General features: G+C 63.8%; 29 protein-coding genes. 2 read left to right on the top strand and 27 right to left on the bottom strand.

Going from position 1 to position 25,023, the window contains the following annotated elements; all coding sequences use genetic code 11:
- Positions 1 to 27: 27 nt before the first annotated feature.
- The 13 genes from D0544_RS14550 to D0544_RS14490 form a co-directional block, all read right to left on the bottom strand.
- Complete coding sequence (locus tag D0544_RS14550; protein ID WP_243647348.1) at positions 28 to 555, bottom strand: GNAT family N-acetyltransferase; 528 nt, start codon at positions 553 to 555, stop codon at positions 28 to 30.
- The gene (locus D0544_RS14545; protein WP_125017385.1) at positions 536 to 892 is read right to left on the bottom strand and encodes a GFA family protein; all 357 of its coding nucleotides are present in this window, start codon (positions 890 to 892) and stop codon (positions 536 to 538) included. The genes D0544_RS14550 and D0544_RS14545 overlap by 20 nt, the downstream gene beginning before the upstream one ends.
- Positions 893 to 972: 80 nt before the next feature.
- Complete coding sequence (gene alr, locus D0544_RS14540; protein ID WP_125017383.1) at positions 973 to 2,064, bottom strand: alanine racemase; 1,092 nt, start codon at positions 2,062 to 2,064, stop codon at positions 973 to 975.
- Between the two features lie 108 nt (positions 2,065 to 2,172).
- Complete coding sequence (locus D0544_RS14535; RefSeq protein WP_125017380.1) at positions 2,173 to 3,030, bottom strand: D-amino acid aminotransferase; 858 nt, start codon at positions 3,028 to 3,030, stop codon at positions 2,173 to 2,175.
- A 276-nt stretch (positions 3,031 to 3,306) separates the two neighbouring features.
- On the bottom strand, positions 3,307 to 4,206 hold the full coding sequence (locus D0544_RS14530; RefSeq protein ID WP_125017378.1) for a LysR family transcriptional regulator: 900 nt from the start codon (positions 4,204 to 4,206) through the stop codon (positions 3,307 to 3,309).
- The gene (locus D0544_RS14525) at positions 4,193 to 5,089 is read right to left on the bottom strand and encodes a DUF4392 domain-containing protein (protein ID WP_125017376.1); all 897 of its coding nucleotides are present in this window, start codon (positions 5,087 to 5,089) and stop codon (positions 4,193 to 4,195) included. The genes D0544_RS14530 and D0544_RS14525 overlap by 14 nt, the downstream gene beginning before the upstream one ends.
- 14 nt (positions 5,090 to 5,103) lie before the next feature.
- Complete coding sequence (locus tag D0544_RS14520; RefSeq protein ID WP_125017374.1) at positions 5,104 to 6,039, bottom strand: 5-oxoprolinase subunit C family protein; 936 nt, start codon at positions 6,037 to 6,039, stop codon at positions 5,104 to 5,106.
- Positions 6,036 to 6,725 (bottom strand): 5-oxoprolinase subunit PxpB, encoded by a 690-nt coding sequence (gene pxpB / locus D0544_RS14515; protein WP_125017372.1) that lies wholly within the window; start codon positions 6,723 to 6,725, stop codon positions 6,036 to 6,038. Before pxpB ends, D0544_RS14520 begins: the two co-directional genes overlap by 4 nt.
- On the bottom strand, positions 6,725 to 7,453 hold the full coding sequence (locus D0544_RS14510) for a 5-oxoprolinase subunit PxpA (protein WP_125017370.1): 729 nt from the start codon (positions 7,451 to 7,453) through the stop codon (positions 6,725 to 6,727). The genes pxpB and D0544_RS14510 overlap by 1 nt, the downstream gene beginning before the upstream one ends.
- 48 nt (positions 7,454 to 7,501) lie before the next feature.
- Entirely contained in the window at positions 7,502 to 8,290 is a 789-nt protein-coding gene (locus D0544_RS14505) for a putative hydro-lyase (RefSeq protein ID WP_125017368.1), read from the bottom strand.
- Positions 8,291 to 8,462: 172 nt separating this feature from the next.
- Positions 8,463 to 8,654, bottom strand: a complete 192-nt coding sequence (locus D0544_RS14500; protein WP_125017366.1) for a zinc ribbon domain-containing protein — start codon at positions 8,652 to 8,654, stop codon at positions 8,463 to 8,465.
- A 12-nt stretch (positions 8,655 to 8,666) separates the two neighbouring features.
- The gene (gene bamJ, locus D0544_RS14495) at positions 8,667 to 9,146 is read right to left on the bottom strand and encodes a BamJ family beta-barrel-assembly machinery protein (RefSeq protein WP_125017364.1); all 480 of its coding nucleotides are present in this window, start codon (positions 9,144 to 9,146) and stop codon (positions 8,667 to 8,669) included.
- Positions 9,147 to 9,238: 92 nt separating this feature from the next.
- Positions 9,239 to 9,784, bottom strand: coding sequence for a serine acetyltransferase (locus D0544_RS14490; RefSeq protein ID WP_125017362.1), 546 nt, complete (start codon positions 9,782 to 9,784; stop codon positions 9,239 to 9,241).
- Positions 9,785 to 9,907: 123 nt separating this feature from the next.
- Between D0544_RS14490 and D0544_RS14485 the strand changes: the two genes are divergently transcribed.
- On the top strand, positions 9,908 to 10,993 hold the full coding sequence (locus tag D0544_RS14485; RefSeq protein WP_125017360.1) for a tartrate dehydrogenase: 1,086 nt from the start codon (positions 9,908 to 9,910) through the stop codon (positions 10,991 to 10,993).
- A gap of 168 nt (positions 10,994 to 11,161) precedes the next feature.
- The gene (locus D0544_RS14480; protein WP_125017358.1) at positions 11,162 to 12,982 is read left to right on the top strand and encodes a carboxyl transferase domain-containing protein; all 1,821 of its coding nucleotides are present in this window, start codon (positions 11,162 to 11,164) and stop codon (positions 12,980 to 12,982) included.
- Between the two features lie 4 nt (positions 12,983 to 12,986).
- Here D0544_RS14480 and D0544_RS14475 read toward each other — a convergent pair whose 3' ends face one another.
- The 14 genes from D0544_RS14475 to gcvH form a co-directional block, all read right to left on the bottom strand.
- Positions 12,987 to 13,769: a DUF4350 domain-containing protein gene (locus D0544_RS14475; RefSeq protein WP_125017356.1), complete on the bottom strand. Its 783-nt coding sequence runs from the start codon at positions 13,767 to 13,769 to the stop codon at positions 12,987 to 12,989.
- A gap of 60 nt (positions 13,770 to 13,829) precedes the next feature.
- A complete protein-coding gene (locus tag D0544_RS14470; protein WP_125017354.1) occupies positions 13,830 to 14,495 on the bottom strand; it encodes a glutathione S-transferase in 666 nt (221 codons plus the stop codon).
- A 73-nt stretch (positions 14,496 to 14,568) separates the two neighbouring features.
- Positions 14,569 to 15,138, bottom strand: a complete 570-nt coding sequence (locus D0544_RS14465; protein WP_207905894.1) for a GNAT family N-acetyltransferase — start codon at positions 15,136 to 15,138, stop codon at positions 14,569 to 14,571.
- 32 nt (positions 15,139 to 15,170) lie between these two features.
- On the bottom strand, positions 15,171 to 15,626 hold the full coding sequence (locus D0544_RS14460; protein WP_125017352.1) for a hypothetical protein: 456 nt from the start codon (positions 15,624 to 15,626) through the stop codon (positions 15,171 to 15,173).
- A 120-nt stretch (positions 15,627 to 15,746) separates the two neighbouring features.
- Complete coding sequence (locus D0544_RS14455; RefSeq protein ID WP_125017350.1) at positions 15,747 to 16,001, bottom strand: hypothetical protein; 255 nt, start codon at positions 15,999 to 16,001, stop codon at positions 15,747 to 15,749.
- Between the two features lie 2 nt (positions 16,002 to 16,003).
- Positions 16,004 to 16,651, bottom strand: coding sequence for a DUF2959 domain-containing protein (locus tag D0544_RS14450; RefSeq protein ID WP_125017348.1), 648 nt, complete (start codon positions 16,649 to 16,651; stop codon positions 16,004 to 16,006).
- A gap of 27 nt (positions 16,652 to 16,678) precedes the next feature.
- Positions 16,679 to 17,155: a peroxiredoxin gene (locus tag D0544_RS14445; protein WP_125017346.1), complete on the bottom strand. Its 477-nt coding sequence runs from the start codon at positions 17,153 to 17,155 to the stop codon at positions 16,679 to 16,681.
- Between the two features lie 148 nt (positions 17,156 to 17,303).
- Complete coding sequence (locus tag D0544_RS14440) at positions 17,304 to 18,026, bottom strand: LrgB family protein (protein ID WP_125017344.1); 723 nt, start codon at positions 18,024 to 18,026, stop codon at positions 17,304 to 17,306.
- A complete protein-coding gene (locus tag D0544_RS14435) occupies positions 18,019 to 18,345 on the bottom strand; it encodes a CidA/LrgA family protein (RefSeq protein WP_279387282.1) in 327 nt (108 codons plus the stop codon). Before D0544_RS14435 ends, D0544_RS14440 begins: the two co-directional genes overlap by 8 nt.
- Before the next feature lie 187 nt (positions 18,346 to 18,532).
- Positions 18,533 to 19,846, bottom strand: coding sequence for a hypothetical protein (locus D0544_RS14430; protein ID WP_207905892.1), 1,314 nt, complete (start codon positions 19,844 to 19,846; stop codon positions 18,533 to 18,535).
- Complete coding sequence (locus tag D0544_RS14425; RefSeq protein WP_125017338.1) at positions 19,843 to 20,130, bottom strand: VOC family protein; 288 nt, start codon at positions 20,128 to 20,130, stop codon at positions 19,843 to 19,845. Before D0544_RS14425 ends, D0544_RS14430 begins: the two co-directional genes overlap by 4 nt.
- Before the next feature lie 23 nt (positions 20,131 to 20,153).
- Positions 20,154 to 21,287 carry a DUF2855 family protein gene (locus tag D0544_RS14420; protein ID WP_125017336.1) on the bottom strand — a complete coding sequence of 378 codons (1,134 nt, stop codon included), beginning with the start codon at positions 21,285 to 21,287 and terminating at the stop codon, positions 20,154 to 20,156.
- Between the two features lie 146 nt (positions 21,288 to 21,433).
- Complete coding sequence (gene gcvP / locus D0544_RS14415) at positions 21,434 to 24,316, bottom strand: aminomethyl-transferring glycine dehydrogenase (RefSeq protein ID WP_125017334.1); 2,883 nt, start codon at positions 24,314 to 24,316, stop codon at positions 21,434 to 21,436.
- A 110-nt stretch (positions 24,317 to 24,426) separates the two neighbouring features.
- Entirely contained in the window at positions 24,427 to 24,819 is a 393-nt protein-coding gene (gcvH, locus tag D0544_RS14410; protein ID WP_125017331.1) for a glycine cleavage system protein GcvH, read from the bottom strand.
- Between the last annotated feature and the right edge of the window lie 204 nt (positions 24,820 to 25,023).

Here is a 25,023-nt window from a genome sequence, read left to right as displayed (position 1 = left end):
CGCTTCGGGGCCGCTCCCCGGCGCAACTCAGCGGGTCAGCCGCCGTCGCATCGAACAGTTTTCAAGCACCTCCCCCCGCAGCGGCACCCGGTTGTAGCAAACCACCTCAAAGCCCCTGGCGGCAAAAAAGGGTTGCGCCACCCGACTGGCATCAACGGTAAGGAGAGCAACGGCCTTTGCCCGGGCCTGCTGGGTCAACTGCCCGAGCAGGGCACTGGCGACTCCCTGCCCCTGGAACGCCGGGTGGGTAAAGAGACAATCGATATGACCCTGATGAAGGCTCGACCGGGGCGAGCCGCTCACAGTGACCAACAACGAGGCAAAACCAACCACCCGTGCGCCGACCCAGGCCACCTCGGGCTGCATCCGAGCCAACCGCTCCCGCCACCAGTCGCCATCGGGGGGCGTCGGCGCCCAGGCCTCTCGCTGTTTTGCGCTGTAGAGTTCATCACCAATCCCATGCACCGCCCGATGAAAGAGACTCACCAGGGAGGCGGCATCCTCGGGCCGATAAGGCCGGATGCGCAGGGAAAGGTCAGAGCATGTGGCGCCCATCGAACAGGTCCGCTGGCAAGGATTCGGTATCCACCCCCTCCAGGCACCCCAGGTTGGCGCGGAAAAACCCTGGTTTGCGCAGCGTCTCATTGAAGGTATAGATACCACACTGCTTGCAGAAGTAGTGCTTGGCGACACCGCTGCCAAACTGGTAGAGGCCCAACACCTCGTCGTCGGCTTCGATCCGCAACGCCTCACGGGCAATCACCTCCGGAGTCATCAGGGCGCCCTTACGGGCACAGTATGAGCAGTTGCAGCGCAGCCCTCGCTCGATCGGAGGATGCTCAAAACTGAAGCGCACAGCACCACAATGGCAGCTGCCTTGGTAGGTCGGCATAACGGACTCCTTGCAAAGGCGGGGACGGTAGTAGCCTATGCTAGCCGAGCGCAATGACCCTGCGCAACGACTTGCGAACCCTACTCGTCACCGCCCCGATAACTTAAGGGGACCCGCCCCGTCATGCGGGTCAGCAACTCGTAGCCGATGGTGCCGGCGCAGGCGGCGATCTCATTCACCGGCAGCTCCGCGCCCCACAGCACCACCGGGTCGTTGAGCGATACCGGCGGCAGGTCGGTCACATCGACGGTGATCATATCCATGGAAACGCGCCCCACCAGCGGTGCCCGCTGGCCGTTGACCAGCACCGGGGTGCCGCTGGGTGCATGACGGGGGTATCCATCCCCGTAGCCGATCGCCACCGTCGCGATGGTGGAGGGGCGCTGGGCCACCCAGCTACGGGCGTAGCCCACGGCTTCCCCCGCCGCTACCTGTCGCAAGCCGATCACCCCACTGCTGAGGGTCATCACCGGCCGCAACCGGTCTGCAACCGCCTGGGGGCGGTCGAAGGGGGAGGCGCCATAGAGCATAAAGCCCGGCCGGTTCCACTGGGCACGGGCATCGGCCCAGGCCATCAGGCCCGCTGAGTTAGCCAGGCTACGGGGCGCTTCCAGCCCTTCGCAGGCGCGGGAAAAAGTCTTGATCTGGAGACGCGTGGTGGGGTCGTCCAGGCTGTCGGCACTGGAGAAGTGTGTGGCGATGACCATCTCATCCATTACCTGGGGCAAGCCCTTCAGGGTCTCATAGACCGCTGGCAGCTGTGCGGGCTCCATCCCCAGCCGGTGCATACCGGTATCCACCTTGATCCATACCTGCACCGGGTGATCCGGGTGGCTGGCGCGAATCTGTTCGATATGCTGCTCGTTCTCCACCATCAGCCAGAAGTTTTCGCGGGCAGCAATCGCCACCTCATCGGCGGTAAAGCTCCCCTCCAGCAGCAGGATAGGCTTGCTGATCCCCGCCGCCCGCAGCTTAAGCGCCTCCTCGATGCAGGCCACCCCAAACGCAGGGGCCAGGGATTCCAGCGCCCGGGCGCAAGCCACCGCACCATGCCCATAGGCATTGGCTTTCACCACGGCGAGACTCTGCGAGTGGGGAGCCACCTCCTGCGCCAGCCGATAGTTGGCCCGCAGGGCATTGAGGTCTATTGAGGCTTTGGCGGGGCGTCCCATGGGTAACCTCCAGATCGGGCCAGGGAAGAAAAATGGATAAAAAACCGGCGCAGCGAGCTGCGCCGGTAAAACGGAAACCCGGGGCTTCCGTGTGCCTAAAGGGTCAACTCAGTAGTCGAACTTGGCAGCGCTGTAGAGCTTGGTCGCCTGTTCCCAAACAGAGCCTACACGACCGTCACCTACCGGCTTGCCATCCACTTCGATGACAGGTGCCATCTCCTTGGAGGAGCTGGTGATCCACACCTCATCGGCGTTCATCACTTCATCACGACTGACATCGCGCTCTTCCACCGGGATGGATCCATCCTTGCGCAGTATGTCGAGAATCATTAAACGGGTAATGCCGGGCAGGATCTGGTTGTCCAGCTTGGGGGTAATGACCACCCCGTCCTTGACAATAAAGACGTTGCAGGCACCCGCCTCGGTCAAGAAACCATCGGCATTGAACAGCAGGATCTCGTTGTTGCCGGCGGCGTAGCCCTCCTGAAAGTGGAGCACGTTACCCAGCAGCGCCGTCGACTTGATGTTGCAGCGTTTCCAGCGCAGATCCTCACCCACCGACACCTTGTAGCCATGGGCCGTGGTGCGGTCGGCCTTTTGCGGCAGCGGAATCTCGAACGCCATGCAGAACACAGTCGGCTCCACCCCCTCCGGGAACGCATGGAAACGCTTGGTATCGGCGCCGCGGCTGACGTGCAGATAGATGCCCAGATTACCACCGCCGTTGCGCTCAATCAGGGCGTCGCACAGCTCGCGCCAGCGGGCGTGGTCCCATCCCAACTGAATCCCCAGTGCGGCCAGGCCGTTCTGCATACGGTCAATATGGGGGCCAAAGCCAACCATCCGCCCCTCGTAGGAGGGGATCACCTCGTAGATGCCATCGCCAAACAGGAAGCCCCGGTCCAACGGAGAAATACGCGCCTCTTCGATAGGCAGATAGGATCCATTCAGGTAAACAATACTCATACAAAAGCACTCACAGTCGATGGTTAGTCTGTTTCGACACCGGCGTTGCCGGTACGATCCCGCTCCCGGGACAGCTTGGTCGGGTGGCTCCCTGCCCCCTTTCTTATAGCGTCGTGCTGGGCCCGGCCTGTGGAGACGAGGCACCGATTCGGCCGGACAGAATACTTTGAATTCCAGAGAATTATTCTCTGTAATTCGCTCATTAGCAGATAATAATTCGGAAAATAGAAAAACACACGATATAAAGCCCGTGCTGTTGCCTGCACCGTCTTTACGCTAACCGTCCGCAGCCCCCTCCATCAGTCGTCGCCCCTCCTCCGCCAGCAGGCGAGGCAGCAAGCGCTCATCGTCCAACCGCCAGGCACAGCAGAACTCCAGCAACGGCGGCTCGGGGTCGAGACCGATCCGCTGCAATACCCCCCGCTCCAACGCCGCTCTCACGAGGGGCTCCGGCAGCAGGGCCACACCGCACCCCTGCTCCGCCAGCGTCATCAGGTTGGCCACCGAGCTACAGGTGTAAAGAATCGGCTCTGCCGCCTCCGTTTGCTCGGCAAGGGGGGCCAGCAACCCCTGCAGATAACGCCAGGGGCGGGTGTTACGGGGAAAACTGAGGATCGGGTGGCGCAGCAGGGTCTCGAGTGCAGCCTCGCCCTTAAGCCCCAAGGCCGGTGAGGCCACCCAGCACTGCTGGCAGGCGCTCAGTGGCTCTACCACCAGTTCGCCACTGGCCTGCTCGCTTACCATCAGCGCCAGGTCCAGCTCGTGTTCATGCAGGGCCCGCCACAGCTCGTGGGAGAGGTCGACACTGAACTCGAACTGCAGCAGCGGAAACTGCCGCTGCCAGCGCTTGAGCAGCGGCGCCATCCATAGCTGTGCCAGGGTATCAGCCACCCCGACCCGAACCACTCCTCGCTGGGGGGCGCTATCCCGCAGCTGGGCCTTCATCTCTTCGTGCACCGCCACCAGCTTGCGGGCAAAGGGGAGCAGCTGCATCCCCCTGGCCGTCAGCCGGGTACCACTCTTGTCCCGTTGGAAGAGCTGCACCCCCAGCTCCTCCTCCAGGCTGGCGATGCGGGCCGAGATCGCCGGCTGGGAAGCATGCAGCTGCTGCGCCGCCGCGTGGAAACTGCCGAGGCTGGCGACCTTGATAAAGCTGTTGAGGTTACGAATCCGCATCGTCAGCCGGTTCGAAGCCACTTACCCGGCGTAGCTGCAGCAGCAGGGACTCCCCCTCCTCCACCGCTAGCCCATCCTCGGTGAGCTCGTTCACCCGGGTCACGCCATCGACGCTTCCCAACGCGGACAGGTACTGCAGGATCTGCAACGGCTTGATCATCGCCAGCAGGTCCACCCCGCTCCACAGGGAGAGGAAGGAGATAATGCCGTAGGCACCCCAGTTGGAGACATCCGCCAGGATCAGCTCGTCACAGCCGGTGGCCGCCGGCACAATATCCAGTGCCTTGAGTGCATCGCTGACGTTGCCCATGCCGATCTCGTTACCACCATCGCCGATGGCGATGGTGGGACAGCTACCCTGCAGCAGGAAGGTGTCGAAGCAGGCGGTGCGGGCACTGATGCTCTCCCCGCGCATGTTGTAATAGCCGCCATCGCTCGCCATACCGGGGCGCTCGATAGAGATAATCGCCTCGGGCTGGAAATACTGCAGCGCCTTTTTCGCCTCCTCCTCGCGCTCATCGTGATCGCCGACACGGATCTCGTGCACCCGGTATTTGGCCGCCAGCGCGCGGGAGATGGGTGGACCGCACACGATCACCGGCTCCGCCCCCAACGCCTCCAGACTGTGGTAGAGAGCCAGGGCACCCACCGGCCCGTCGGTCTCGAAGGTATCCACCACAGGAAACCCGGTGCCGATCAGTACGACTCCCCGACACCCCCGCAGCATCTGTGCCGCCCGCAGGCAGTAGCCGGGCTCCAGCGCCGGTTGAACGGTTTTCATGCCGCGCAGGTTGCGCGCCACCAGCAGATCCTCGATACGGAGACTGAGCGCCAACTCTTCATCCGCACTCAGTTTTTTTCCATCAAGACGAGCATTTGTCATTTTTTAGTTCCAGTTCAAACCGGGTCAAGGGTCAGCCGCTGCCAGCGGGCCGCCGCCAACGCATTAAGATTGTGAGCCTGCTCCTGGCTGATCGCTTCAAAGCGCACGATGGCCCCCGGAGCAAGCTGGGCAAGGCGCGCGGTATCCAGGGCAATCACTGACCCCAGTTTGGGGTAGCCGCCAATGGTCTGCCGGTCGTTCATCAACACAATGGGCTGGCCGTCGGCCGGCACCTGGATCGCCCCGTGACAGATCCCCTCGGAGAGGATACCGTCCAGGGAGGAGGCGATCGCCGGCCCCTCGAGTCGAAACCCCATCCGGTCGGAGCGATCCGTCACCCGGTACTCCCCCTGAAAGAAGCGCAGCTGCTGCTCACGGCTAAAGGCGGCTTGCTGGTAACCCAGCACCACCCTGAGAGTAGCGGCGTCGCCGTAGCGGGGGCGCAGCGCCTGAGGCAACTGCCACAGCTCGACGCTGTGGGGCACCGTAAACGGCAGGCGATCGCCGGGCTTGAGGGGGCCGCCATTGAGCCCGCCCACCCCTTCGCGCACCACGGTTGCGGTACTGCCAAAACGGGGCGCCACATCAAAGCCACCGGCAATCGCCAGGTAGGCGCGGGTTCCTGTGCGGGCGTAGCCCAGCTCGATGCGATCGCCGACAGCGATGCGGTGGCTGCGCCACTGGCTAGCCCGCTGGCCATTTATCTTGAGATCCAGCTCGGCCCCGGTCACGGCAATCACCCCGTCCCCTTCGGACTCCAGCACCAGGCCGCCAAACCCTACCTCCAGAGCGGTGGCCCCGTCGCTATTGCCGCACAACCGGTTGGCCACCCGAAACGCCCATGGGTCGAGGGGACCGCCACAGGTGAGGCCTACGCCGTGGGCCCCGAAACGGCCACTGTCCTGCAGCAGGCTCAGCAGGCCCGGTTGCTTGACCACCAACGCACTCATACGACCTCCCCCAACTCGCCACCGAGCGCTAGGAAGCGCTCGCGGTCAATGGCTTCAAATCGAACCCGGTCCCCCACCGCCACCGGCATGCTGGGCTGCGCATCGGGATCAAACATCCGCTGGGGACAGAGACCAATCAGGTTCCAGCCACCTGGCGAGACCGCCGGGTAGACCGCCGTCTGCCGGTCCGCAATGGCCACAGCACCGCGGGGTACCCGCTGGCGGGGGGTGGCCAGGCGAGGCGCGGCGATGCGGGGATCAACCTCCCCCAGATAGGCAAAGCCGGGGGCGAAACCGATGGCATAGACCCGGTACTCGGTCTGCTGGTGCAGCCGCACCACCTCGTCGATGCTGAGCTCCGCCCGCTGCGCCAGCGCAGCCAGGTCCGGGCCCGCCTCCTCGGCGTAGTAGACCGGCAGGGTCACCAGCCGACCCTCGCCACTGGCGACCGTCTCCCCCGCGGCGGGCAGACCATGGATCGCCGCCCGCACCGCGAAGTGGTCGGTTTTCAGCGGATCGTAGATCACCAGCAGAGAGGCGTAGGAGGGCACCAGGTCCACCAGGGTCTCCCCCAGCCGCTCCCGCAGTGCCTGCGCCACCTGCTGCACCCGCGCCGACACCGCCGGCGTGGCCTGCTCGCCAAAGTAGAGGATCAGGGCGCTCTCGCCCGCAATCTCGACACGCATCAGGAGATCGCCTCCCGAATCGCTTCGATGGCCGCCACCCCCTCGGCGTTATCCCCGTGCACACAGAGAGTGTCGACGCTAAGCGACAGGCGGTGGCCACTGACCGTGGTAACCGTCTGCTCCTCGGCCAGCTGCTGTACCTGCTCCAGCATCCGCTCGCGGCTGTGCACCGCGCCGGTGCGAGTCCGGGCCAGCAGGCGTCCATCGTCGTCGTAACAGCGATCAGCAAAGGCCTCAAACCAGAGCTTGATCCCCTTGCGCTCGGCCTCCTCCCGGTGCAGCTCCGCCTGCGGCGTCGCCTGCAACATCAGCACCAGGGGGCGATGGTAGCTGGCGATGGCACCCATGATGGCCGCCCGCACCCCTTCGTTGGCCATCATGTCGTTGTAGAGGGCGCCGTGGGGCTTGACGTACTCCAGCTCCATCCCCTGCACCCGCGCCATGCCGTCGAGGGCCGACACCTGATACATCAGCAGCGCCTCGATTTCGTGGGGCTGACAGTTCATCGAGCGGCGGCCAAACCCCACCAGGTCGTGGTAGCCGGGGTGAGCCCCCACCATCACACCGTGCTGCTTGGCCAGGGCCAGGGTCTGTTGCATCACCACCGGATCCCCGGCGTGGAAACCGCAGGCGATATTGGCCTGATCGATATGGGGCATCACCATCGCATCCATGCCCATGGTCCAGGCACCAAAGCTCTCACCCAGATCGCAATTCAAACGTAACATCGTCGACTCCCGGTAACGCCTGGGCGTTACACTGATAGATTACTGTTTTTACATCACCGCCAGGCGGCTGTTGGGCAGGTCGGTCACCAGCATGCAGCCGGGGCTGTGGGTAATGCAGAAGGGAGGTCGCGCCTGCTCCAGCGCCACCTGAGGGGTCACCCCGCAGGCCCAGAACACCGGCAGCTCACCAGGCTGGATGGTGACGGCATCGCCAAAGTCGGGGCGGTTGATATCCGCCACCCCTATCAGCTGTGGGTCGCCCAGGTGCACCGGGGCACCGTGGACGGAGGGGAAGCGGGTGCAGATCTGTACCGCACGAATGGCATCGGCCGCCTTCATCGGCCGCATGCTGACCACCATGGAGCCACTGAAGCGGCCCGCGCCCTGGCAAGCAATGTTGGTACGGTACATGGGCACATTCACCCCTTCGGTGACGTTACGCACCTCCAGGCCATCGGCCAGCAGCGCCTCCTCGAAGGAGAAGGAGCACCCCAGAACGAAGGTGACCAGGTCATCGCGCCACTGGCTCCTGATATCGGTGACCTCCTCCACCAGCTTGCCGTCGCGGAAGATGCGGTAACTGGGGATATCGGTGCGGATATCCAGATCCGCCCCCAGGCTCGGCAGGCGATACTCTCCGGGGTTGGCCGCCATCCCCACCAGCGGGCAGGGCTTGGGGTTGAGCTGGCAGAACTGCAGGAACTCATTGGCCCAGTCGCGGGGCAGGATGCAGAGGTTGCCCTGCACAAAGCCGGGCGCAAACCCCGAGGTGTTGCCGGTGTGTTCACCACGGCGGATACGGTGACGCAGCTCCTGCGCACTGATGGATTGGGACATAAGAGAACTCCTGAAGGTCGGCAGCAGTGCCGAATAGCCACACGAAAAGCGCAGTGTCTCCCGCTCAGACGGGGCTGTCCAATGGATAGTTGTTGACACCACTGATAACTATTTTTTATCAGTTTGGCGAAATTGGCAACGGGGGGCTTGATAGCGCCCCTTGCGGAAACACCTAGGGGTTATCGCGCTCCGCCACCAGCTCTAGCTGCCCCTCGGGGGTAAGGGTCGCCCGCAGCTCCATCGGCTGGCAACAGACCGGGCAATCCTCGCTCCACTGCTGCTCCAGCTGGGTGACCTCAACCCACAGGGAGATCGCTTCACCACACCAGGGACAAGTGCAGCCGTAACAGTCGAGGGGATTCACGGATCCGTCCGTTTACTCGTTGATGCCCAGCAGCTCGACATCGAAGACCAGCACCGAACCCGGCGGGATCGAGCCCGCGGAGCGATTGCCGTAGCCCAGGGCGCTGGGGATAAAGAAGCGGGTCTTCTCCCCCACCACCATCAACTGAACCCCCTCGGTCCAGCCGGGAATCACCTGGTTGAGACCAAAGCTGATGGGCTCGCCACGCTCCACGGAGCTGTCAAACACCGAGCCGTCAATCAGGGTACCGTGATAATGCACCCGCACCCGGTCTGTCGCTCCGGGATGCTCGCTGCCGGTACCCGCCTGCAACACCTTGAACTGGAGGCCTGAGGCGGTGGTCTGCACCCCTTCCTGTTTGGCATTGTCCACCAGGAAGGCTTCGCCGGCGCGCACATTCTCGGCAGCCGCCTTCTGGTTTTTGGAGGTTACCGACTGGATTAAAAAGAACGCCGCCGCCACGATGGCGATCCCAAGCAGAATATTGACCACGCGTTTCACCTTAGTTTGACCTTGTGTTGAAATAGTAGAGAAAGCGCCCTGCCCCAGAGGGAGAGGGTGACCGTCGGCAGCGAGTGCCGGTGTTAACCTTCAGCGTTGGGGGTCACCCAGCAGCGCGACGTTTTCTCGGTGATAAAGGTATGGTTGTCGGGAATATCCCGATGCACAAAGCTCATCGCCCCGATGGTCACGTTATCACCGATACGCATACCGGAGCCAATAATACAGCTATTGGCACCCACGCTCACATTGTCACCAATGACGATGGGGTCGCTGCTCTTGTTGTCGGTGCCAATGGTGGTGTTCTGCAGGATCATGAAGTTCTTACCGATCCGCACCTGTTTAGTGATCACGATACCCACATTGTGCCCGATCATCAGCCCCTCACCGATCTCGGCACCGAGCATAATCTCAATGCTGTAGCGCCGCACCAGCCAGTCACCGATGCTGTTGCCGAGGGATTTGAGGGTACGGTTTTTACTGCCGTGCAGCTGGTTGGCGATGCGAAACCAGAACAGGTAGTTGCAGCGCTTGCTGCGCCGGGCGCGACGCAGCACCTTCCACCACGAGAAGCGCTTCTCCTTGCCACCAATGATCTCGGCGTGAAAATAATCCCTGAGGGTCGACATCCCCGGCTCCCGCGACGGCTGATAAGTGGCACGCATTGTACCTGCGCCTTTGCACCCCACCAACCCCTCCCCCCCTTACACGCTATTCGCTATGATAGGGCTCCCCCCAGCAAGGAGATGGCTATGCCCGCCCACAAGATTGCCGTAATCGCCGGCGACGGTATTGGACAAGAGGTGATGCCCGAAGGCATTCGCGCGGTGGAGGCCGCCGCCGCCGCCTTTGATATCGAGATCGAGTGGACCCACTTCGACTGGGCCTGCGCCGACTTCTACCAACGCCACGGCGAGATGCTGCCGCCGGACTGGTTCACCACCCTCAGTCAGTTCGAGGCGATCTTCTTCGGCGCCGTCGGCTGGCCCGAGGTGGTGCCGGACCACATCTCGCTGTGGGGCTCGCTGCTGCGCTTTCGCCGCGAGTTCGACCAGTACATCAACCTGCGCCCGGTCAAACTGATGCCCGGCGTGCCCTGCCCACTGGCGGGCAAGAAACCGGAGGATATCGACTTCCTGGTGGTGCGGGAAAACACCGAAGGGGAGTACTCCGATGTGGGCGGCATCCTCTATCCCGGTACCGAACGGGAGGTGGCGATCCAGCAGTCCAGCTTCTCCCGGCTTGGGGTCGATCGCGTGCAGCGCTTCGCCCTGGAGCTGGCGCGCCAGCGCCCCAAACAACACCTCACCTCCGCCACCAAATCCAACGGCATGGCGATCAGCATGCCTTACTGGGACCAGCGCATGGCCGAAAACGCCCGGGCCTTTCCCGAGGTACGGGTCGACCAATACCACATCGACATCCTGGCGGCCCGCTTTGTGCTTAGCCCCGAGCGCTTTGACGTAGTGGTGGCCTCCAACCTGTTCGGGGACATCCTCTCCGACCTCGGCCCCGCCTGCGCCGGCACCATCGGCATTGCCCCCTCCGCCAACCTCAACCCCGAACGCACCACCCCCTCGCTGTTTGAACCGGTGCACGGCTCTGCCCCCGATATCTTCGGCCAGGGGATCGCCAACCCCATTGCCACCATCTGGTCCGGGGCGATGATGCTCGACTTCCTCGGCAACGGCGAACCCCGCTACCGACAAGCCCACGACGCCATCCTCAGCGCCATCGAAGCCAGCCTGCTGGCGGGCCCTCACACCCCGGACCTGGGCGGCAGCGCCACCACCGAAGCGGTTGGGAACGCGATCGCCAACACCATCGCAAGCCACTAACCCCGCCGCACACACCACCGGGGGTGATCCGGCACCCCCGCTATTCATCCGCTTTATATCAGGGCCCCACCTCTCGGTCACCACCGGGATTCCTGTTACTGTTGAGCCTGACTGCTCACCGGCTGCGGTGGGCGACAGGACAACCACAGAAGATCCCTGCGAGGCCCCATGCCAGATTCATCCTGCACATCCATCCCTGTCAGCGCGCCGGTGGCCGCCGCCATCGTCGAGCTTCACGTTGCCCCGGGCGAGCGGGTCAACGCCGGACAGCAGCTGATCACCCTCGAGTCGATGAAAACCCAGTTCCGGGTCGATGCCCCCTGCAGTGGAACCCTTACAGAACTACACGTCGGTGTGGGCGACACCATCCAGAAAAGCACCCTTCTGGCGCACATCCAGCAGGTACGGGAGGGGGAATCGATGGGACACCCGCCGGAGACTGGCGCGGTGCAGGCGCCCATTGCCCCCTGCCGCGCCCTCGAGGAGCTGCAGCAGCGCCTGAGCAATACCCTCGACGGGGCCCGCACCGAGGCGGTGGAGAAACGCCACCGGCAGGGTTACCGCAGTGCGCGGGAGAACCTGGCCGAGCTCTGCGATGCCGGCTCCTTTATCGAGCACGGGCAGTTGGCGATTGCCGCCCAGCGCCAGCGCCACAGCCTCGACAAGCTGCGCACCGATACCGCCGCCGACGGGGTGATTACCGGTCTCGCCACCATCAACGCGGACCATTTTGGTGCAGCCAGCAGCCAGGTGGCGGTGGTGGTCAACGATTATTCGGTACTGGCCGGCACCCAGGGCTACTTCCACCACCACAAGCTCGACCGCATCCTCACCCTGGCTCGCCAGAACCGCCTGCCGGTGGTGATGTTTACCGAAGGGGGTGGCGGGCGTCCCGGCGATACCGACATCCACACCATGATTGCCGGCCTGCACCTGCAAACCTTTGCCCTGTGGGCGGGGCTCGAGGGGCTGGTGCCCCGCATCGCCATCAACAACGGCTACTGCTTTGCCGGCAGCGCCGCCCTGTTCGGCTGCGCCGACCTCACCATTGCCACCCGCAGCAGCTCCATTGGCATGGCGGGCCCGGCGATGATCGAGGGGGGCGGGCTGGGGCGCTTCGAGGCCTCCGAAGTGGGCCCTGCCGAGGTGCAGTGTACCAATGGCGTCATCGATATCCTGGTCGACGACGAAGCAGAGGCGACCCGCACCGCCCAGCAACTGTTGGGCTACTTCCAGGGAACACGGCCTGAGTGGAGCGCCCCTCCCCAGGAGTCGATCGGCAGCCTGATGCCGGAGAACCGACGTTTTGCCTATAAGGTGCGCGACCTCATTCACACCCTGGCCGATCGAGACAGCGTGCTGGAGCTGCGGGCCTCGTTTGGGCGCGCCCTCATCACCGCTTTCATTCGCCTCGAGGGCAAACCGGTCGGCCTGATCGCCAACGACTGCGGCGTGCTGGGCGGCGCCATTGACAGCGAGGCCGGGGAAAAGGCGGCCCGCTTTATCGAACTCTGTGATCGCTTCTCCATTCCACTGCTCTCCCTCTGCGACACTCCCGGTTTCATGGTGGGCCCCGACAGCGAGGCCCAGGGGGCGGTGCGCCGCCTGGCCAGTCTGTTCAGTGCCGGCGCCCGCTTCCGGCCACCACTGGCCTGCATTGTCCTGCGCAAGGGGTACGGGCTGGGGGCCATGGCAATGGCGGGGGGCAGCTTTCACCGGCCGATCTACACCGCCGCCTGGCCTCAGGGGGAATTTGGCGGCATGGGGCTGGAGGGGGCGGTACAGCTAGGCTTTCGCAAGGAGCTGGCGGCCGAGACGGACCCTGCACAGCGCGAAGCCCTCTTTAACAGCCTGCTGGATAAACTCTACGAAAACGGCAAGGCCACCGAGGCGGCCGCGTTCCTGGAGATCGATGCGGTGATCGACCCGGCCCACACCCGGCAGGTGGTGATCCGGGCGCTGGCCAGTGGCGCCAGCGGACGGGGGTGAGACGCTAGAGGGAGGCGGTCTGCCCACGTGGCAGGCGCCCCCCCACCAGCCAGTTGACCAGGTTATCGGCCAGGCGGCGGTTGTTCTCCTTCAGGAACCGGTTCTGGAAGATGGCGTCGTCGCCAAACACCACGATCTCACCCAACCCCATACTGACCGATACCGCCACCGGCCAAACGCCCACCGGGTTATGCTCCGGCGCACGGCGCCCCTCGAGGTCGATCCAGGCCTGTTCACCGGTAAAGGCGATGTTGGTGGCGGTCACCGCCGAGGCGTTCAGCGCCCAGGCGCCGTAAAGGTTGAAACTGTCGATCCCCTCAAACAGGGGGTGATCGCTGAGGCTGCGCACCGAAAAATCGAGCCCGTTCTGCCCTACGCTGTTATCCATATCGAACAACACACTGTTGGAAACCAGCACCCCCAGCCCCGCCAGCAGGGGGCCGTTGAGGGGGCCGACGTGGATCAGGATCGCTACCCGCCCTCCGCCATGGGCAAACTGGCGAATCGCGCGGATCTCCTGGTCGGAGTAAGCGGAAAAGGCGCCGGAGATGATCAGGCCATCGGCCGTCGCCAGATCGGCCTCGTTCAACTGTCGATGGTGGGTCTGCAGCCGGTGGCCGGCACCCTCGATCAGTGCGGCGAGGCCGCTGAGCTGCAGCTCGCCCTCACGCGTCACCGAGAAGCGCTGCCCGTGTCCCTCATCCACCAGTATGGTGGCGGCGGCGGCCGACAGGCTTAGGTGCGCACAGAGGGTAAAGGTCAGCAAGCGCATCAACTTGGTTAGCATGACAGAGTCCATCAATGGTTGGGGCAAACCGCAGTTTACCCGATTCCTGCCCCCCTTGCCTTAGGCGTAATCGTACGCTCCTCCGGCCCTGAGGGCCCGCTGGTAGGCGGGTCGTTGATGCACCCGCTCCACCCAGGCGGAGATATGGGGGTGCCGGTCGCCCAGCGCGCCGCGGGCGCGGCTCGCCTCCAGCGGAAAGCTCATCTGGATATCCGCGAGGGTGATCCGGTCACCGGCAAACCAGCAATTCTTCGCCAGGTGCTGCTCAATAAAATCCAGGTGGGTACTCAGGTTAGGCGCGATGTACCCCGCCACCGCCTTGCCGACGATCATCTTCGCTACGGGCCGGATAAAGAAGGGCATGGGCGCCGTTGCCATGCTATCCAGCACCAGTTTCATCACCATAAAGGGCATCAGGGACCCCTCGGCGTAATGCAGCCAATAGCGACTCTGCAAGCGCTCTGCCTCACCCTCGGGTTGCAGGCGCCCCTGTCCATGCTGCTCCAGCAGGTACTCGATGATGGCACCCGACTCCGCCACCGTCACCTTACCCTCGGTAATCACCGGCGACTTCCCCAGCGGATGCAGCTTGCGCAGCGCCTCCGGCGCCAGCCGGGTGACCCGATCACGCTCATAACGTTTTACCTCATAGGGAATCTCCAGCTCTTCGAGCAGCCAGAGGATACGCTGGGATCGCGAGTTATTGAGGTGATGCAGCACAACCATAGGGAGGCTCCTGAAACGAATGGAAAGGCGAAGTCAGCCTACCCCCATCCCGGCGTAAGCGCCAGCAAAGGGGCTAGCACGCGCCGCCTCGGGACGGAGCCGGAGTTACTCTAAGAGGTCCTGACCGCGGCGCCAGCCGCTTGACCAGCAGCAACAGTGAGGGTCCCTGCGCTTCCAACTGCAGCTGTTTGAGGGGGCGGAAACCAAGCCGGTTAAGCAGGCCAATGGAGTCCTCATTGAGCGGGTCCACCAACGCCAGCACCCGCGGCAACTGCAACCCGTCACGGGCGTAGTCGAGCACCCTTTGGCTGGCCTCGCGGGCATACCCCTGGTGACGAAACTCCATCAGCAGGGCATACCCCAGATCCGGCATCTCCAACGGCTCACGACACAGGAGGCCGCAGACCCCTATCATCGCTCCCGTCTGCCGCAACCCCACCCGCCACAGTCCAATGCCGTGCCGGCTATAGCTCTGCAGCGGGCCCCGGCGAAGGTAATCGCAGGCGTCCTCCAGGGTGCGCACCCCTCGATCGCCGATAAAACGCAGGAAGTCGGCGTCGTTGAGCAGCCGCAGGATATCCCCGGCGTCCGCCAGCCGCAGGGGGGTGATCTCTAACCGCTCACTGGTCAGTCGCTCAATCAATGCCTGACACCTGTATCGCCTTACCGTCGCCGTTACCCGGCGGGGGGCCAAACCTGATCCACCCGCTGCTCACCGAGGAACCAGACCCGCACAAAGGGGCCTGGGTCCGCCGCCACCAGGGCGCGAACCTGAGCCTCCAGTGCGCCGTCCTCAACCCCCAGCCTCCCCTGGGTATAACAGAGCAGTTCCACCGGCAGCTCAACCGGATACTGTTTGCCCAGTTTGTTGTGCACGATACGTTCGACCGCCTCCGTGGCACGGGGCTCGCCGCGGCGCTCGATAGCCACCGCATCCGGTTTGAAGAGGCGTTCATCGCACAACTCGGTCAACTCGAAGTAGACCCAGTCACCGTTAAGGTACTGGCAGCGTATATCAGGTTTGGGGGGGTAACATTTGCGCACGCTATGGAGGGCAACCGGCAGCCCCGAGGCGCGTACAAAAGCCTCAAACACACGGACCTCCTCGACCCCCTTCTCCCGCTCCGTCATCGACCCTCCCTGGTCACCCACATGCCTTCGCCCCTCCACCACTGCCTTTATTCACTATAACGCAGCCGCAAAAAAAGGGCCTGCAAGCAAGCCCTTTGACCCTCGGAGGCACGCGCCTGATCAGCCCCTGGGGCGACGGTCGCTGTTGATAAACTTGGCGACAAACACGGCGGTGCCGTGGAGTTCGAAGGAGCGTTTCATCAGCCGCGTCAGGGCCGCCATCAGCAGATCGTAGTCCCCAAACAGCTGGGTGCTCATTCGATTGGGAATCACCTCCAGCCCCGGTTCACGGGCGAGCTCATCGATCAGCGCCAGTATCGGCCGCTTGTACTCGTCCTGTAGCGGATAAAAACTGATCTCTACCGACAGTTCCATCACTATCCCTCCTGCAAGGTTTTGAGGAATGCCTCCGACTCCGCAATGGATCGCTCCATCTCTGCCACCAGGCGGCCGACATCGGTCTGGATGGTTTTCAACTCCCCCTTGAGGGCGTCGATGGCACGGGCATTGAGGTTGTGCTTGAGGAACAGCACCTGATCCTGCAGCACCGACAATACCGGTTGCATTCTGGCTTCCGAGCGTCGCATCGCCTTGATCAGGCTCTGGTATTTGCGTTCGGTGGCCACCAGTTTGCTTTGGCTCTGCTTGCGCAGGCTGGCGTTGGAGTAGAGTTTCAGCTCCTCGCGCCACTCATCGAACAGCGCCTCGGAAACCGACTCCACCGCGGCGATGCGATCGCTCACCTCGGTCGCCGCATCGCGGCTGGCTTCATACTCGCTGTTCAGCTCATCGTACTTATCGGCCAGCGGCTGATCCTCGACAGTCACCACCGAGCGGTAGCGCTCCAGCGCCGATTTGAACTGGTCGCGCGCCTCCCCCTGGGCATCGCGGGCCTCCTCGACCCGGTCGGCCATGATATCGCGTTTGTGGATACCCACCTGCTCCATGGCGCTGTAATAGGCACTCTGGCAACCGGCCAATAACAGGGCGGCGAGGACCAGGGCCGCGCGTCCAATGCTGTTCATTCTCTCTCCTGCTTTACGATGGTCGCGCTAGAGCGCATTCAAAATGGTTTCGGCGCTGCTGAGGTCGATCCCCTTCTCGTCCACATTCAACAACTCGATGACGCCATCATTGACGATCATCGCGTAGCGCTGGCTGCGGGTACCCATTTGAAAGGCCGAGGCGTCCTTGGTGAGCCCCAGCGCCGAGGCCAGCTCGGCGTTGCCATCGGCCAGCATGATGATCGCCTCAGCGTTCTGGGCCTGGCCCCAGGCGGCCATCACGAAGGCATCATTGACCGAGGTACAGATGATGCTATCCACCCCCTTGGCCCTGATGGCATCCGCCTGCACCACAAAGCCCGGCAGGTGGGTACGGGAGCAGCCCGGAGTGAAAGCGCCGGGTACCGCAAACATCACCACCCGCTTGCCCGCAAACAGCTCATCGGTGGTCACCGGCTCCGGCCCCTCGGGCCCCATCACCCGCAGACTGACGGAGGGAATTCGATCGCCTATCTGTACGCTCATAACTTGCCCCTTTGGTTATCCTTGAGGGTGCGATGGTGCACCGTCCAAACAGTCTATGCCCCTGCCCCCGGGAGTCAAGCGAAGGGGGGGGCCGCAACGGCCCGGCAACACCCACAGAAATGAGAAGTGCTCGGCTATGGCAACAGGGTCAGCCGAACAGGCTCAGTAACGGCGGCAGAATCAAGGCCGTGATCGCCGCTGACAACGCCATCGCCAGTCCGGAAAAAGCCCCCATCTGCTGGCTGACCTGAAAGGCGCGGGCGGTGCCAATGCCGTGGGCGGCCACTCCCATGGCAACCCCCTTGACGCTGTCATCACGAATCCCGATCAGGCTAAGCAACCGGGTTCCCGCCACCGCCCCCAGAATGCCCGTACTGACCACCAGCACCGCTGTCAGCGAGGGGATACCACCGATCTGCTCCGATATCCCCATGGCCACCGGCGCGGTCACCGACTTGGGGGCCAGCGACAGCTGCCCTTCGAGGCTGGCCCCCAGTCCACGGGCAATCAACAGGGCGCTGAGTGCGCCGGTGACACTGCCCGCCAACAGCCCCGCCAGCAGCGGCCACCAGATGCGCCGCAGGCGCGCCCACTGCTGATAGAGCGGCACCGCCAGCGCCACCGTGGCCGGCCCCAGCAGGAAGTGGACGAACTGCCCCCCTTCAAAATAGGTTTCGTAGCGGGTGCCTGTGGCCATCAGCACCGCAATCAACAGCGCCACACTGGTCACCACCGGGTTGAGCAGCGGTCGCCCACCCGAACGCTGGTAGAGCCGGTAGGCCAGGCTGTAGGCCACCAGCGTCAGCGTCAGCCCCAGCAGCGGAGTGGCACTGAGGTAGACCCAGATTTCCATCAAATCGGGCTCAATCATGTTCATCACCCCGTCGCACTCTGCCTTTCATCAACCACTGCATCACCAGCGCCGTGGTCACCATACCAATCAGGGTACTGGCCACCAGCGCTACCAGCAGCGGCATCCACTCGCTCCCCAGGCGGGTAAAGTGGGCCATCAGCCCTACCCCGGCGGGTACAAACAGCAGCGACAGGTGGGCAAGCAGCGCGCCGGCGGCGGTATCGACCGAGGGCAGTACCTCCCCCCGCGCCAGCAGCCACAGCAGCAATAAACACATGCCCACCACCGGGCCGGGTACCGGCAGCGCGAGCAGCCGCACCGATACCTCGCCCGCCAGCTGGCACAGCAGTAACAGTGTGATTCCGTTTAGAAACGCGATGGCGCACCTCGCAGAGGGTCCGACAACCCTGATGGCAATGAGCAGAAAGGGATCGCCCCTGGCGCCCCTCCTTCAGTATAGAGCGCCCAACAGCCCCCATCGACACTGGCCCCTGACGGCGTTTCCACAGGGTGGAAGGCGGGGCTCAGGGCGCGGAGGGAGCCAGCCAGTAGATAGCCACCACCACCAACGCCGACATCAGCACCGTATAGCCCAGGTTCATTCGCATGATCTGGAAAGAGTCGACCCCATAGCGCCCCTGCACCCCCAGGTTCATCCCCGACAGGGGACCCACCACCGACCCCAGCGCCCAGGCGGAGAGAAACACCAGTGCCAGCAGGCTGTGGTCCGGCTGCAGCGGCGCCAGCAGCGAGCCCACCAACGCAATACTGATGATGGGGTGCACCCCGAGTATCGACACCAGTACGATTCCGAGGTAGGCGATGGAGGCCTCCAACGCACCAAACTGCTGCAGCGGAAACTGACTGGCGAAAGTGCCCGAGAGCCGCTCAAGTCCATAGCCCAACACCCCGGCGGCCTGGAACAACGCCAACTCGTTGCCCATCTGTGGAAGCCTCTGGCGACAGTGATTACTGACGCGCACGACCACGCCAGCGCGTCGCGCTACCAGCACCAATAGCGCCAGCAGGGGGGCGAGCAGGGTGATCAGCGTCAACACCGACAGCGCCGGGTAGATGACCCGGGCGATAAAGACTGCTGCCGCCAGCGACAGGGGGAGCCAGAGCCCTCCATAGTGCATCGGGTAGCCGGTAAACTCCGCCACCGGCCCCTTGTCCCCCCGGCTCAGCTGCCAGCCGGTCAGCAGCAGCGCCGCCGCGGCCAGGGGCATCCCCACCAGCCACAGCCTCGGCAGGCTGGCCTCGGGGGCGTAGCTCAGCGCCACCGCCATGGCGGCAAAAAAGGGAGACCAGAAGGCCGCTGCGGAGAAGCCCCGCACCAGCACCACCACCTGGGCCGGCGTCAGTCGAAGCTGGCGTGCGATGCGGTCGCCGATAATGAAAATCGACGACAGGTTAATCACCGCCCCAAACAGATGCACCGCCAGCAGGGTGGAGGCTACCGCGCGCTTGCCGCGGGGAAGGCGCTCCCCCGCCTCCTGCTCTGGGCGGCTGATCAGCGCCAGGAAACTCACCGCCACCAGCATCGATATAAGGCTGCTGTTGCCTGCCAGCAACTGGGGCAGATCCAGCTCAGCCCCCCGCCGCAGGCTCCAGAGCAGGGTGCCGCCTCCGGCCGCCAACAGCAGCAGGGTCTGCACCCGGTTGCGCTTTCCGAGTCTCGGCCAGAGCAGCACAACCGCGCCCCAATAGACGATGCTGGCCAGCGCCAGCGGCACCGCCAGCCCCAGGGATGAGGCCATCACCAGCAGCAGGCCGCACAGGATCAGCGCACCGGCCAGACCCGGTGCCCGCCGCAGCCAGGAAGATTCCGGATTCACGTCCGATCCGACCAGAGCGCCAATCCATTGCCGACAGGGTCGGCTAAGTGGAATCGGCTTCTATCGGCAAAGCGAAATACAGACTTAAGGATCGTCCCCCCGGCGGCACTCGATACCCGGCCGGAGCGGTAGAGGCCTTGCTCCATACCAATGCCGGTGAAGGCGCAGCAGTCCGGCCCGTAGTCGACGAACGGCCAGCCGAAGAGCACGCTAAAAAGCGCCTTGAGAGCGGCCAGGTCCTGTGCCGGGAACTCCAGGGAGTTGAACGATTCGTGTTGCGGCACAGCGGGCTCCTTATCCGCGCAGGCTAGTCCTGTCGTAACGACAGAATATAGCCGGTTTGCGGGTCGATATCACCGGCCAGGGTCTGCTGGTACACCCGTTCGGCGGCCTCGCCACCGAGCGCCTCCTCCACCCGCATCCAGCCCCCCACAAAGTCCAGGAAGGTTGCCCAGGCAGTGGCGACCCTCTGCTGGAAGGCGGCGCCTCCCCACTCCTTGAGGCGTTTTTGAGCCTGGGTGGGGGCAAAGAACATCTCCGGTGCCGCTCCGGGCAGTTCGGCGGGGGCCCCCGCGCGGGCGTCCCAGTGGGCGGCACCCACCAGGCAGCTGTAGGTCAACTGGGTATCGAAGTGGCGGTGGAGCCGACCCAGCAGCTCGCCCATGCCGGCAAAGTCGACGATCGCGGTGGCCACCCCGGGGTCCAGGCTCTCCACCGCTCCGTACTCCAGCACGCGATCGTAACAGCCGAGTGACTCGACAAAGGCGCGGTTTCGGGCTGAGGTCAGGCCGACCACCTCATAGTCCAGCGTGCGCTGGTCACGCTGCTGGCTCAGCAGAAAGGCCATCCCCAGCGCCGTCTTGCTGGAGGCGCTGGTCAGCACCAGGGAGCGGGCGCCGAACAACTGGTTGTCGATAAAGAAGTCATCCAGCAAAAAGGAGGTGGTAAAGAGGGGGCGCAGCAGCATCTGCAGTGCTTCGGTATCGGCGCGGTAGATGGGGTCCACCGCCGAGCGGATGTACTGGTTATAGATCACCGGCAGGCTGCGTCGGTGCTCGCTGCCATCCACAAAACTGGCATCGCTGACCTGCACCGGTTCCACCCGCAGGTGGGAGGCCATGGGGTAGTAGCCGTAGATGCGCTCTCCCACCTCGATCCCCTCGCAACGGGAGGCGATGACATCGGCAAAGCCCCACACGGGTATGATCCCTTCCTCGCCCTCGGCCGGGAAAAACTCCCAGTAGCGCAGCGCCTTGCCCATGGCCGCGTAGGTGATGTTGTTGGCGGTAAATGCGAAACGGTCAACCGCCAGCAACAGCTGGCCCGGTTGCAGCTGTTCCGGGGTCGGGGCGGGAGCACTCAGCTGCCGGCTCTGCTCGAAGTGGCGACGGTTCACCACAAAGGTTCGCTGCTGGGTGGAGGGGGCTGGGGATCGGTTCATGGGGACTCCTGCATAGGGGATTCAACGGTGGCGTCTACCCGAATTGTGAGCCTTTCTTCCACAACTGCGACTGCTATCAGGGTTGTGAATACCCAACAGAAAGCGGGCCCTATGGCCCGCCTCTGTATCGCCGCTGCGAGTTACCCCTAGCGATAGCTGTCGGTGGTCGGGCAGCTGCAATGGAGATTGCGATCCCCATAAACGTTGTCGATACGGTTGACGCTGGGCCAGAACTTGCCTTCGGCCACCCAGCTCAGGGGGTAGGCCCCCTGCTGCTTGCTGTAGGGACGATCCCAGTTCTCATCCATGATATCAGCGAGGGTATGGGGGGCGTTCTTGAGCATGTTGTTGTCGGCATCGAGGGTGCCGGCCTCCACCTGGGCGATCTCGCTGCGGATGGCGATCATGGCATCCACAAAGCGATCCAGCTCCGCCTTGGACTCACTCTCGGTGGGCTCGATCATGAGAGTACCGGCCACCGGGAAGCTCATGGTGGGGGCATGGAAGCCGAAGTCGATCAGGCGCTTGGCCACATCCTCCTCACTGATACCGGAAACCGCCTTCAACGGCCGCAGGTCGATGATGCACTCGTGGGCGACACGCCCGTTGCGCCCGCTGTAGAGCACGGGGTAGTGCTCGCCCAGGCGCCTGGCCATGTAGTTGGCGTTGAGGATGGCTGTTTCGGTTGAGGTGCGCAGCCCCTCCGCCCCCAGCATGCGGATGTAGGCCCAGCTGATCGGCAGGATGGAGGCGCTGCCCCAGGGCGCGGCCGACACCGCCCCGCTATCGGGGTTCGGCCCCTCCAGCTTGACCACCGAGTGGTTGGCCACGAAGGGGGCGAGGTGCGCCTTGACACCGATCGGACCCATACCGGGACCGCCACCCCCGTGGGGAATGGCAAAGGTCTTGTGCAGGTTCATGTGGGAGACATCGGCGCCAATCAGTCCCGGCTTGGAGAGTCCCACCTGGGCATTGAGGTTGGCGCCATCCATGTACACCTGGCCCCCGTGCTGGTGAATGATGTTGCAGATCTCGATGATCTCCTCCTCGTACACCCCGTGGGTGGAGGGGTAGGTGATCATCAGGCAGGAGAGGCTGTCGGACAGCTCCTCGGCCTTGGCCCTGAGGTCGGCGACATCGACGTTACCCTTGCTGTCACACTCCACCACCACCACTCGCATCGAGGCCATCATGGCGCTGGCGGGGTTGGTGCCATGGGCAGAGCTGGGGATCAGGCAGACGTTACGGTGCCCTTCGCCACGGCTCTCGTGGTATTTGCGGATCGCCAGCAGGCCGGCGTACTCCCCCTGGGCACCGGAGTTGGGCTGCATGCAGATCGCATCGAAGCCGGTGATCTCCTTCAGCATCGCTTCCAATTCCGCGATCATCTGCTGGTAGCCTGCGGTCTGGGAGGCCGGGGCAAAGGGGTGCATGTTACCGAACTCGGCCCAGGTCACCGGAATCATCTCACTGGTGGCGTTAAGCTTCATGGTGCAGGAGCCCAGCGCAATCATCGAGTGAGTTAGCGACAGGTCCTTGTTTTCCAGCCGTTTGAGGTAGCGCAACATCTCGGTTTCGGAGTGGTAGCGGTTGAACACCTCGTGGGTGAGAATCGCCTCCTCCCGCTTGAGGGCTGCAGGAATCGCACTGCTTTCAGCGTCCAGCGCCGCCACACTGAGGCCGTGGCCGGCGCCCAGCAGAATCTCCCACAGGGTCTCGACATCGGACCGTGAGCAACACTCGTTGAGGGAGAGGGTGACCACGCCGGCATCGCCGGCATAGAGGTTGTAACCGGCCGCTTCGGCCGCCGCCAGCAAGGCCTCCCGGCGCTCGCCGAGGTCGAGACTGAGGGTATCAAAGTAGCTGCTGTTGAGCGGTGCCAGCCCCCCCTGCTTGAGGCCGCGGGCGAGAATATCGGTCAGGCGGTGGACCCGATTGGCGATCCGCTTGAGCCCTTCGGGGCCGTGGTAGACCGCGTAGAAGGCGGCCATATTGGCCAGCAGGACCTGGGCGGTACAGATGTTACTGTTGGCCTTCTCGCGACGGATGTGCTGCTCGCGGGTCTGCATAGCCATGCGCAGGGCCGGGTTACCGCGGCTGTCCACCGACACCCCGATGATACGCCCGGGCATGGAGCGCTTGTACTGATCACGGGTGGCGAAGAAGGCCGCGTGGGGGCCGCCAAAGCCCATGGGCACACCGAAGCGCTGGGCGCTGCCCAGCACCACATCGGCCCCCAGGGTGCCGGGGGAGGCCAGCATCACCAGCGCCAGGATATCGGCCGCCACACAGACGATCGCCTTGCGCTCCTGCAGACTGGCGATCAGCTCGCGGTCATCGCGCAGCGAGCCATCGCGGCAGGGGTACTGCAGCAGCACCCCGAACAACTCCTGCTCGAGGGCCTGCTCGGCAGCCCCCACCATCACCTCAAAGCCGAAGGCCTCGGCGCGGGTCTTGACCACATCGATGGTCTGCGGCAGGCACAGTTCGTCGACAAAGAAGAGGTTGCTCTTCTTGTTTTTGGAGACCCGCTTGGCCAGGGCCATCGCCTCCGCCGCCGCGGTGGCTTCATCGAGCAATGAGGCGCTGGCCAGGTCCATACCGGTCAGGTCCATGGTCATCTGCTGGAAGGTGATCAGCGCCTCCAGGCGCCCCTGGGCCACCTCGGGCTGGTAGGGGGTGTAGGCGGTGTACCAGCCGGGATTCTCCATCACGTTGCGCAGGATCACGTTGGGCACCAGGGTCTCGTGGTAACCCATGCCGATCAGCGAGCGTTTGAGCCGGTTTTTCGCTGCCACCTGCTTCAGGTACCCCAGGGTCTCCGCTTCGGTGCAGGCCCCTGCCAGCGCCAACGGCTCGGGCAGGCGAATACTGCGAGGGACCGTCTCGTCAATCAGCTCGGCGAGGGAATCAACCCCCAGGGTGTCCAGCATCTGCTGGCGCTCCTGGGCATCGGGACCGACGTGGCGCTCAATAAACTCGCCGCTGTTTTCCAATTGCTCGAGGGTGGGGTGGCTAGGGTGACTCATGACGAAATCCTGCAGGAAAAGGGTAGATCAATGAGGATTGACCAGATACGACGAAGCCCCAAAACCGGGTTTCAGGGCTTCGTCCATTAAGAGGCTGACGGGCTGAAGCCTTACTCCTCGGCTTCACACACCTCGGCATAGGCATCGGCGTCGAGCAGCTCTTCCAGCTCGGCGGTATCGCTCAGTTTTACCTTGAAGAACCAGCCGTCACCATAGGGGTCGCTGTTGACGGTTTCGGGGGCATCCTCCAGCGCTTCGTTGATGGCCACCACCTCGCCAGAGACGGGAGCGTAGACATCCGATGCGGCCTTGACCGACTCCACAACGCCGGCGTCCTCGTCACGGGAGAGTTCGGCCCCCACTTCGGGCAACTCCACGAACACAACGTCACCCAGCAGCTCCTGGGCGTGGTCCGTAATACCGATCACGGCGGTGCCATCGGCTTCCACCCGGATCCACTCGTGGGATGACACGTAACGCAACTCACTCGGTATGTTGCTCATTCTCTGGCTTCCTCTTGGTTTCAATAATCAGTAAATGGACGCAGAACTACAGTTATAGCCCAAGCTCGGCAAAAGGTCTGCCCAGCGCGGATCAAACCGGCGCCACCCTTGCCCCTGCCCGGATGGGCCGGCAAAAAGGGCGATTTTAGCGGTTAAGTCGGCAGCGGGGCAAGCGACCCCGGGACAGGCAGCCGAGGACTTACC

Source organism: Aestuariirhabdus litorea (assembly GCF_003864255.1).
Taxonomy (GTDB): Bacteria; Pseudomonadota; Gammaproteobacteria; order Pseudomonadales; family Aestuariirhabdaceae; genus Aestuariirhabdus; species Aestuariirhabdus litorea.
The sequence above is the reverse complement of the archived record's forward strand: the minus strand, read 5'-3'. Positions and strand labels throughout refer to the sequence as shown.